The following is a 9,023-nucleotide window of genomic DNA, read 5'->3' on the forward strand; positions in this document are numbered from 1 at the left end:
ATCAGTCCGCGCGCAGATCTGGCAGGGTGAAGTCCATATAGCGCCGCTCTTCGGCCAGGGTGGCGGCATCCACCACCCCGGATTGTCCCGCGCCAACGGTCTGTATGGCTTCAAGTTCCCACATGCGGGTCATGGCGATGGCCAGCTCAGCGGTGACGCGGGTGTTGTGGTCGACCGCTTCCTTGAGCGTTTCCATGTCGGGGATCAGTGAGACCAGTTGCTCGACCCGTTCAAGGGATTGCGCGGCCTCGTCATAGCTGTTCTCAGCGGCTGCGGACATCACTGCCCCGGTGCCCGCCTGGCTGGCAATGCGTTCCGCGCCCGGATTGCCGCTGCTGGCCATGTCAGACAGGCTGTCTTGGTCAAAGCCTGCGTCTTCCAGGGCTTGCGTCATGCGGCCTTCCATCTGAGGGGCCGCGTTGCCGATGAGGCCGCTGAAATCGCCGCTCTGGATTTGCCGTATGGTGCCAAGAAGATCGCCGAATTCTTGGTCTAAGAGACCATCCAGATCACCGCCCATGGCCATCTCGATGATATCCGTCGCGCCGGTCAGGGCTGCGTAGGTCTCGTTAAGCGTGTCGAGTTGCTGCTGCACCAGATCGAGCTGCTCGAGAAGCGTGTCGAGCTGGTCGGTCTGGATCCCGAAATCCTCCAGCATCTGCTGCAGTTGACGAATTTCCTGCGCGATGTTGCGCGTGTCGACCGTGGGGACACCTTGGGCAAATAGGGGTGAGGCAACCAGCAACGCGCAGGTGGCTACGGCAGAAAGAAAGCGGATCATCGGAGTACCTCCAGATCGAATTGCATGAAGTCTTGTTCGCGGGCCTGCGCGGCCGCCATGGCCAGCCCTGCTGCGCTGAGCGGGCGGGTGTGGGCGGCCTTGAGGCGCGTGCGGATGGCGATCAGGCGGGCGAGTTCGGCCCGCGCGTAGGTGTTGAGCGACATCGCCGCGTGAATGTCATCTGTCTCGCCAATGCGCCTGATGATGTCCTGCACGCGCAACGCGGCCGCTTGCACGGAGACCAAGGAGTAATCGCCATAGACCCCTGCGCCGAATGAGGTCAGGTTCATTGTGGAGTTGGCGAGCAAAACTGGATCAATGGTGCCAAGCGCGTCGACGCCGCCCACGCGGGCAAGGTAGAGATTAAAACGCTCGGGGATCACCTGAACGTAGTGTTGGGTTTCAGCGAAGGGCGGAACACCGCCGTAGCGCTGCACATTGCCGGGACCGGCATTGTAGGCGGCCAGCCCGTGAATGATGTTGCCATCAAACATGGCCAGCATCTGCGCCAGATAGCGCGCGCCGCCGGTGACCTGGATGTACGGGTTTTCGTAGTAGGCCGGGTAAATCCCGAGATCCTGCGCCGTACCGGGCATGATCTGGGTCAGGCCAAATGCACCAACAGGCGAGCGCGCGCCGATGGTGAAGCGGCTTTCTTGCCAGATCAGCGCCTGCAACAGACAGCGCCATTGCTTGGGCGACAGACCGGCAGCGCGCACGCCGGACATATGGTGCGTTTCTTGGGCGGCACGAATGATCAGCTGCTCAATCGAACCGGAGGCATCGCCGAACATCTGGGCTGCGCCGGGGTTCGGATCGACCGAACCATAGAGCGTGCCTGCGGCGCTTTCAGGTGTTGAACCAGCTTCTAGGCTTGCGACCAGTGCGCCTGAGTTCCCGCTGGCCAACGTCGTGGCATCAAGGATGTCTTCCAGCACCTGGAGTTGTTCCTGCTCGAGCTCTTCAAGCTCTTCCTCTTTGGTCAAACGATCCCGCTGCAGTGCCAGATCTTGTTCGCCCTGCTGCAACACGCGCTCGCGCTGAAAGAACATGCCTGCATCAAAGGTGGGCACACCTTGGGCACAGGCCATTGGCGCGTTGAGCCACACCAAACCCGCAAGGATATGCGGGCGGAGGCTATTCATGCAGCGAACCAATCGGCCCGAGCAACTCGAAATTGCAGTTACTGCGGCTGACCTCGGCAAAGGAGTTGAAGCATTCAGCTTCTGACGGCCGGTATTCCGCGCAGGCTGTCAGGGTCAAAAGGGTGAGGGTTAGAACGCACAGTCTACGCATCAATCTGTCTCCAAAAATCGGGGTTTTGGCGGTAATCCGCGCCGACCAGCGCTTCGCCTTTTTCCATGCCGCCAAGGATCGTGAGGTAGGGGCCAAGGGCGCTGAGATCAGCGTCGATCACCACCGAGCCCAGGTCATCGCGCACCAGAGCCAAGCGTGAGTTGCTGCCCGTGCCAAGCAAAACGCTGAGCTCTTTCTCAGAAAGTCCCAGCATGGTGTAATCGCTGGCCGAGGCCCGAATGTTGGGTAGCAGAAGCTGCGTCGGCACAGCCTCGACGATCGTTTTGCCGGTGCGGGTTTTCTCAAGCTGGCTTGCGTATTGGGTCATCATCACGACGACGGCATTCTGTTTCCGTGCCGTGACCAGCCAGTTGCTCAGCCGGTCGGCAAAATACGGGTTGTCGAGCGCTTTCCAGGCTTCATCAATGATGATCAGTGTCGGCTTGCGGTCCTCGATCACTCGTTCGACCCGCCGAAACAGGTAAGAGAGGACCGCCATGCGTTCCTTCTCGCTTTCGCTGTCGAGAATGCCGGTCAGGTCGAACCCCACGACATCTCCGTCGAGCGAGAAGGTATCCTCAGCGCTTTGACCGAAGATCCAGCCATAGCGACCATCTGCGGTCCATTCCTGTATCCGCTCGAACAGATCCCCTTCGTCAGCTCCCGCTACAAATAGCGACGCCAAATCCTGCCAGTTACGAAGGGCGGCATCGCTCGCCCCGGCGTTCTGGCGCACTACCTCTTGGACGCGGTTGATCTGAACCGGGCTCAAGGGCTTGTCGGCGCGATGCATCAGCGTGGCGAGCCAATCGGACAGCCAGGCTTGCCCGCGCCCGTCGATTTCAGTGCGCAGTGGGTTGAGGCCGGTCGCTTCACCCGCCTTGATGGCGCTGTAGCGCCCGCCATTGGCCCGCACGGCCATTTCCATGCCCGCGCGATAGTCAAAGACAAAGACGCGTGCGTCGCAGCGACGGGCTTGGGTCATGAGGAAGGCCGACAGCACTGACTTGCCTGAGCCAGGACGGCCGAGGATCAAGGTGTGCCCGCCCGTCGGCTCTTTGTCTGGCTGACCCATCTCATGGTAGTTGAACAGGAAGCCCGAGCGTTCAGGTGTTGGAAACAGGGTAATCGGCTTACCCCAAGGCACTCTATCACCCGGCTTGCCCAGTTGACCGCGATGTAGTGCCGCGAGGTCGGCAAAGTTCGTGTTGGTGATGGCGGCCTTACGGCTTCGCATCTGCCCATTGCCCGGATGCTGCGCGAAATAATGCGTCCGAGCCGCAAAGCTCTCATTCACCAGATTGACGCCTTCACTGGCCGCGATGTTGCGCACCTCGGCTGCAATGGCTTCCAGTTTTTCCTCGGTCTCGGCGAAAACCGTCACTGTCATGTGATGATCGCCAAAGCTGAGGCGCCTGGATTCCAAGTCGTCCAGCGCGTCGACCAGTTCTTCGGCGAGGGAAATCGCGCCGTCATCGCTGGCCTTCATTAGGCGCTGTTGGCGCTTGATCCGGCTGGCCATGATGTTGCTGTTGATAGGTGTGAAAGAATGCGAAACCACCATGTCGACAGGCAGGTTCAGCTCATCGAACATCGTGCAGCTGGTTTTGGCCGGGTAGGTCTTGATGGCAAAGCTGGTGCCGAACCGCTTACCTGCCGTCCCATCGTCCAACGTGAAGCCTCGCCCCTGAAACGTGACGCGGGTGTTGGCCACATCCTCAGCGATGATGCCAAAGCGGGATTTTGCGAAGAGCGGTCGTTCCTGGCCAATATTGAGCGCCCCAAGGAACCCGAGTAGCTCGCCGCTTTCGGCCCCAAGCAGATGCGGGTTCATTTCTGCAAAAGACGACAGCAGAAACCCGACGACCTCCTCGAGCTTACGCATCTGCTTGGCTGTCCGGTCTTTAATTTGTGTGATTGAGTCTGATCGCTTCAGGCGCAGCCGTGCACCGAGGGGAGGACGTTTCAGCACCGTGAGCGTGAGGGTCTTGTCCCGCAGACCCGCCCGCGCCATCGCCGTTTGCCAGCGGGTATCCAGCGCTTGCGCAAACCCTTCCTCGCGAACCGGTGGCAAGGCGGTCTCGATCGCTTTTGAGACCTTGTGAATGTAGAAACTGTACTCTGGTCCGATCTGCGCGATGATCGCCGCGAAAAGCGCGCGGATCTTCTCCAGATGCGCGTCATCGCTGGTCATGCTGTTGACCCCATCGAGGCGGAGGCATTGGAACAAAGCATTGCCGCGCGTGCGGATCGTCACGTCATTCACCAGGCTGACATAGGGCAGCATGCTGGCCATCGGGCGCTCTTTGCGCGCCCAGTCTGGCAGCGTTGCAAGATCATCCGAAGGATCACGGAGCATAGCTGTCCCCCGAATGGATCTTTCGATTTGGCGTCGGGGGCGTTTCTTGCAGGGCAGTGACCATCACCTCAAGAAAGGCCGGATCCCAATCCGCCGCTTTCCAAAGCGCGGGATAGGCCAGAGCGGCGATGATGATCACCGGCCAGCTCTGAACCCAAAGAAACAGCAACACAAACCCGAAGAGCCAAACCATGGCATACATGATCGGCAAGCCGATGAGCTTTGGCGGCCGGATCAGGCCCAGGAAGAGGCGGGTTTGCGTTGCCATGTCAGATTTACGCGCCCCAGATCGCGGTCACGATGGTCGGTGCAGCCGCGATCCCCGCAATGGCGACCAGCACCCAAAGAGCCTGGCGGAAATCCAGAATGCCGAAGAGCCAGGAGAGGAACACACCGATCAGGGCCAAGGTGCCGATGACTATGCCCAAGGGGCCGGTGATCGTGTCGACAATGCCTTGCAGCAGGTTTTGCACCGGGGAGAGGTCGATGCTTTGCGCAAAGGCGGGGTTGGCAAACATCAAGCTGACCAGAGCCAGCGACAGGATCGTGCGGAATTGAATGTGCATCAGGAGGCTCCAGTCAGTCGGTCACGCACAGCCATGACCCGGCGCACGTGGTTTTGGGTTTCTCGGTAAGGAGGGATGCCGCCATAGCGCGCGACCGCGTCTGGTCCGGCGTTATAGGCAGCGAGCGCGAGTTCGGGCGTGCCGAACTGCGCCAGCATCATCAGAAGGTAACGGGCGGAGCCATCCAGATTGGCCTGCCAGTCATGCGGATCGACGCCGAGCTGCGCGGCCGTCGCTGGCATCAGCTGTCCGAGGCCGATAGCACCTGCGGAGCTGCGCGCATTCGGGCGATAGGCGCTTTCAATCTCAATATTGGCTTGGAAGAGCACCTGCCACTCCGTCACGGACAGGCCAGCGCGGCGTAGTGCGGGGTGTCCGCCATAGCGTTGCGCGGTGCTTTCAAGGGCTGTGAGGATCTCGGGGCGGGGAACCGCGCGGGTGGATGCAGGAGGCGGATCTTCAGGCTGAGGCGCTGCGAACACGATCAGCTCTGATGGGTTTGCTCCAATCCCGTCGACATAGCTTTGCGCAAAACCTGATTGGGGGGATTTGGTCTCCAGCTGGCCATCGGCTCGCATGGAAAGCACGAAGCCTTCGGAATAGGCCGGGGCAGCTAGGAATGCTGCGAAGACGGCAAGTGGCTTAGCCCGCGTCGTCCAACTTGTGAGAGGCGATCTTGCCTTCGAACATGGGGATCGAGACGATCGAAACACCAAGCCCGGCGAGGAAGCTGGATAAGCCGTTGATTGTCTTAAACTCTCGGGCCGCCATGTTGTTACGCGCGGTGACGAGCAGGCGACGCGTCTCGCCATCTGGCGAGACGCAATGCACGGTCCAAACTCCGGACCACTGAGCACCTGTACGTTTGGGCGTAACCCGGCACACAACATCCGCCGAATGACCCTCGGCAAGTAGTGTGCGCAGCCCGTCTTCACTGACAACATTAGGGGCGTCTTGCATCAAATTCATAGGATCGAGCCTTGCAGAATTGTGCATTAGCCCGGCAGTCCCTCATGGACTACCGAACCGATACAATATTATAATCTTGCAATCAATAGGTGCAATTTGAGTTATTGCGCCCTTCATGCGTTGAAACAAATTTACTGCAACGGAGTGGCTTAGCCAAGATAATATGGGGCTTTTGAAACAAACATGGGCGGTTATGGCCGTTCTGAGCTGGGGGTCTGCCGCGATCGCGGGCAGTTGCCTGCCGCCTGCGCCGCCCTGGATGCCGACCAATGCCGATCATGTTAGGGCCTTTGCGGACCTTTTGAGGCGGGATGCGGAGACGTATTTCACCGATGTTGAGCAGTACTTCCGATGCCTAGATCAGCAGCGGCGTGAGGTCTTCGAACAAGCGCGCGAGGTCAGTGGAGACTATGCGCGCGTTCTGGAGTTCCTGGACGACCTGAGGAAATGATACCCGTCCTCACGTAGAGAAAGCTGCCGTTCAATAAGGCTGCCGCGAAGGTCGCCAACGCGGACTTTGCCGACATTCCGTTTTCGGCCTTCGCTGTTGCAGCATTGCTTCGCGCATGCGACGTACACGTCGCTGCGATGCAGCCCGTTTCACCAAAGCAGCCGCTCAATCTCGTCTTGAGACGCCAAATCAAGAAAAACCCCTTCGCAGCACGGAGCCGGAATCAGCGAGGCGTGGACAAACTAGATTTTCGTTGCTGTCTTTGCGATGGCTGTTTTTGCGGAATCCAATCGAGGGCTTCTTTGGTGGTTAGTTCCGATATCTGGTGCATGGGATTAGGATGAAATGTTGCAAACAATCGCCCATTTCATAAGTCCGTAAAGGCGAGAAGATTTGCCACGCAGAGGACACCTGTCAGCAAGATCAAACCCCATGGGCTCTGATTATTAAACCCATAGGCTGGATGACGCCGAAGAAGTTCATTCAGACCGACATGGACGATGGAGAAGATTGCCAACCCGAACCGGATCGCATTTTCCTGGTTGTCGTCTCCGCCCCGAGGCGAACGGCAAAGGCCGTTCGCCGATTGGTTTGATGTCAATCTTCTCCGCGATGCTAAGGGCATCTTCGTGCTCGACGCCCAAGTATAGAACTGTGCTGTCGACCCTCGTATGACCAAGCAAAAGCTGGACTGCGCGGAGGTTCCCCGTTTTGCGGTAGATCTCCGCAGCTTTTTGTACGGCGCATCGAATGTGTGCCGTAGAGGTCGCAAATTTCAGCGACTGCGTCGAACATCACGGTGAAGGTCCGCGCCCCGATCCTACGCAGGTGTGCTTTGAGCTTTGAGAAGGCCATCTAGATCGGGTTCACGGCCAAGGACACCCGCATCTTTGCCCGCCAGCTAGGGTTGAAGCCCTGCTTCACGCCGGTGGCCAGTCCGCAGTCCAACGGCTTGTGAAGACGCTCAAGCGCGACTACGTCCGTGTGAACCCTTGCCTGATGCAGAAACCACTTAGAAATTGATAGGAGACTGGATCGAAGACTATAACGAAAACCATCCACACAGCGGCCTGAAATGGAAATCGCCTCACGAGTTCTTCAGGGCCAAAACCGAAACCGCTTAGGTGTTCGGTGAAACGGGGGCAGGCTCATCCCGCACCCGCGCGGCCATGAACGGGATGAGCACGCTCAGAACCAGCAGTCGGCCCACATGGCAGGCTGCGACAAAGCCCGGGTTGGCGCCAAGCACCGCCCCCATGACTATCATGGTCTCGAGCCCCCCGGGTGCAAAAGCGACCAAAACATGGGGCAAGGGCATATTCAAAAACATCGACACTGGGACCGCGAACCCGACAGAAAGCGCCGTGGTCAACACCGTGATCGCCACCCCGCCGCCCGCATATCGAAACAGCATCACAGGTCTTGTGCCGCCAAAGCGGCAGCCAATTAGTGTGCCCATCAGCACCAAACAAGCCATAGTAATTCTTGGCTCAAGAATACCGGGAGAGAGATCTGACAAATGCCCCACAGAGGAAACTAGCATTGCGCCGATGAGGAGCGGCGCAGGGACGCGGAATCGCTCCAGCACCCAACCTGCGATTAGAGACAGAACGACCAACGCCGCGATATAGCCTGCGCTCAGAGTATCCCCATCCGGGGTCATGCCCTGAGACAGGTCCAACCCCATCAGCGCTGCGAGCGCCGGAACTGCTAGTGTTAGCAGCAGTACCCGTACTGATTGTACAACAGTTACCTGCGTCAGATTTACGCCGTGAGTCTCGCCCAAGGCTATCACGAAACTTAGGTGGCCCGGTGCAGACGCCAAAACCGCACTGCGCTGATCAAATCCGAATCCATTCACCAACAAGGTGCGGCACAAGATCATGGCCAGAACCAGCATGATTGCCAATGCCACAAAGGCAAGCGGCCAACTCAGCATCGCAGCTGCCGCCTCTGCATTCACGCCGGCCCCAATACCAATTCCTATAAACAGGAATGCGATGTCGCGCAGCAGCGGCGCAATACCAAGGCGCATCCCGAACAGCGACAGGACCGAGACCAGCACCGCTGGTCCCGTCAGCATATAGAGCGGGAGATTAACCAAGTAGCCAACCAAAGCTCCGGCAGCACCAACCGCAAGCGATAGAACCGAGAGCCCGAGGGCTGGCAATGTTGGCAGTGTTAGCATGGCGTGTCCCTATCTATTTTTCCACTTCTTTTGGAAAGTGGAAAGCCTGCCAGCTGCGTCGGCGCATGTCGGGTTTGAAGTAGGTCCAAGGGTCCCCGTGGGCAACGGGCCTTTGTTCCGACTGCCTTGCTGGGTCTTCTCCCAGGCGTGTACCAGGATGCCCACTGACCGAGACTGGCAGAACAGCCCACGCGCGAGTTGGGCTTTAAAGCCAAGCTCGGCGTAAATTGCGGCGGTCGCGCCATCGATGTTCATAGCGATTACGCGACCTTTGATACCTGACAGGTGCCCCTCGATCTGCGGTGCGCAGCCTGGCACAGGCCACAACTTCAACCGCGTCATATTTTGCCAGTGTTTTAAAATAGATGTCGCTGATCCGACCGCAAACGATAACTGCGGTCTTCAGAGGTTTC

General features: G+C 58.8%; 9 protein-coding genes and 3 pseudogenes. 2 read left to right on the forward strand and 10 right to left on the reverse strand.

Translation table 11 applies throughout. The features are described 5' to 3' along the window. Nucleotide 1: 1 nt before the first annotated feature. From ACR0BI_RS14480 to ACR0BI_RS14510, 7 genes are all read right to left on the reverse strand, one after another. Nucleotides 2-781 (reverse strand): type IV secretion system protein, encoded by a 780-nt coding sequence (locus ACR0BI_RS14480; protein ID WP_170449499.1) that lies wholly within the window; start codon nt 779-781, stop codon nt 2-4. Beyond that, on the reverse strand, nt 778-1,926 hold the full coding sequence (locus tag ACR0BI_RS14485; protein ID WP_170449501.1) for a lytic transglycosylase domain-containing protein: 1,149 nt from the start codon (nt 1,924-1,926) through the stop codon (nt 778-780). Before ACR0BI_RS14485 ends, ACR0BI_RS14480 begins: the two co-directional genes overlap by 4 nt. 143 nt (nt 1,927-2,069) lie before the next feature. Further along, nucleotides 2,070-4,436 carry a VirB4 family type IV secretion/conjugal transfer ATPase gene (locus tag ACR0BI_RS14490; protein ID WP_170449503.1) on the reverse strand — a complete coding sequence of 789 codons (2,367 nt, stop codon included), beginning with the start codon at nt 4,434-4,436 and terminating at the stop codon, nt 2,070-2,072. Continuing rightward, nucleotides 4,426-4,704 (reverse strand): VirB3 family type IV secretion system protein, encoded by a 279-nt coding sequence (locus tag ACR0BI_RS14495; RefSeq protein WP_024096577.1) that lies wholly within the window; start codon nt 4,702-4,704, stop codon nt 4,426-4,428. The genes ACR0BI_RS14490 and ACR0BI_RS14495 overlap by 11 nt, the downstream gene beginning before the upstream one ends. A 7-nt stretch (nt 4,705-4,711) precedes the next feature. Next, nucleotides 4,712-5,002, reverse strand: a complete 291-nt coding sequence (locus ACR0BI_RS14500; protein WP_170449505.1) for a TrbC/VirB2 family type IV secretion system protein — start codon at nt 5,000-5,002, stop codon at nt 4,712-4,714. Continuing rightward, the gene (locus tag ACR0BI_RS14505; protein ID WP_170449507.1) at nt 5,002-5,580 is read right to left on the reverse strand and encodes a lytic transglycosylase domain-containing protein; all 579 of its coding nucleotides are present in this window, start codon (nt 5,578-5,580) and stop codon (nt 5,002-5,004) included. Before ACR0BI_RS14505 ends, ACR0BI_RS14500 begins: the two co-directional genes overlap by 1 nt. Nucleotides 5,581-5,644: 64 nt before the next feature. Next, a complete protein-coding gene (locus tag ACR0BI_RS14510; RefSeq protein ID WP_226892621.1) occupies nt 5,645-5,962 on the reverse strand; it encodes a hypothetical protein in 318 nt (105 codons plus the stop codon). A 202-nt stretch (nt 5,963-6,164) separates the two neighbouring features. Here ACR0BI_RS14510 and ACR0BI_RS14515 point away from each other — a divergent pair, with 202 nt between their 5' ends. Further along, nucleotides 6,165-6,422 (forward strand): hypothetical protein, encoded by a 258-nt coding sequence (locus ACR0BI_RS14515; protein WP_170449509.1) that lies wholly within the window; start codon nt 6,165-6,167, stop codon nt 6,420-6,422. 759 nt (nt 6,423-7,181) lie between these two features. Here the strand turns inward: ACR0BI_RS14515 and ACR0BI_RS14520 are convergent. Beyond that, nucleotides 7,182-7,277 (reverse strand): annotated as a pseudogene (locus ACR0BI_RS14520) (IS630-like element ISSpo6 family transposase); the annotation flags it as partial. A gap of 10 nt (nt 7,278-7,287) precedes the next feature. On the opposite strand from ACR0BI_RS14520, the pseudogene ACR0BI_RS14525 reads away from it, so the two are divergent. Continuing rightward, nucleotides 7,288-7,546, forward strand: a pseudogene (locus ACR0BI_RS14525) (integrase core domain-containing protein); the annotation flags it as partial. Here the strand turns inward: ACR0BI_RS14525 and ACR0BI_RS14530 are convergent. Next, a complete protein-coding gene (locus ACR0BI_RS14530; RefSeq protein WP_170449511.1) occupies nt 7,543-8,610 on the reverse strand; it encodes an AbrB family transcriptional regulator in 1,068 nt (355 codons plus the stop codon). The pseudogene ACR0BI_RS14525 and the gene ACR0BI_RS14530 sit on opposite strands and share 4 nt — an antisense overlap. Before the next feature lie 9 nt (nt 8,611-8,619). Beyond that, a pseudogene (locus tag ACR0BI_RS14535) lies at nt 8,620-8,880 on the reverse strand (hypothetical protein); the annotation flags it as partial. Nucleotides 8,881-9,023 lie beyond the last annotated feature (143 nt).

It is taken from the genome of Ruegeria sp. E5, assembly GCF_056534105.1.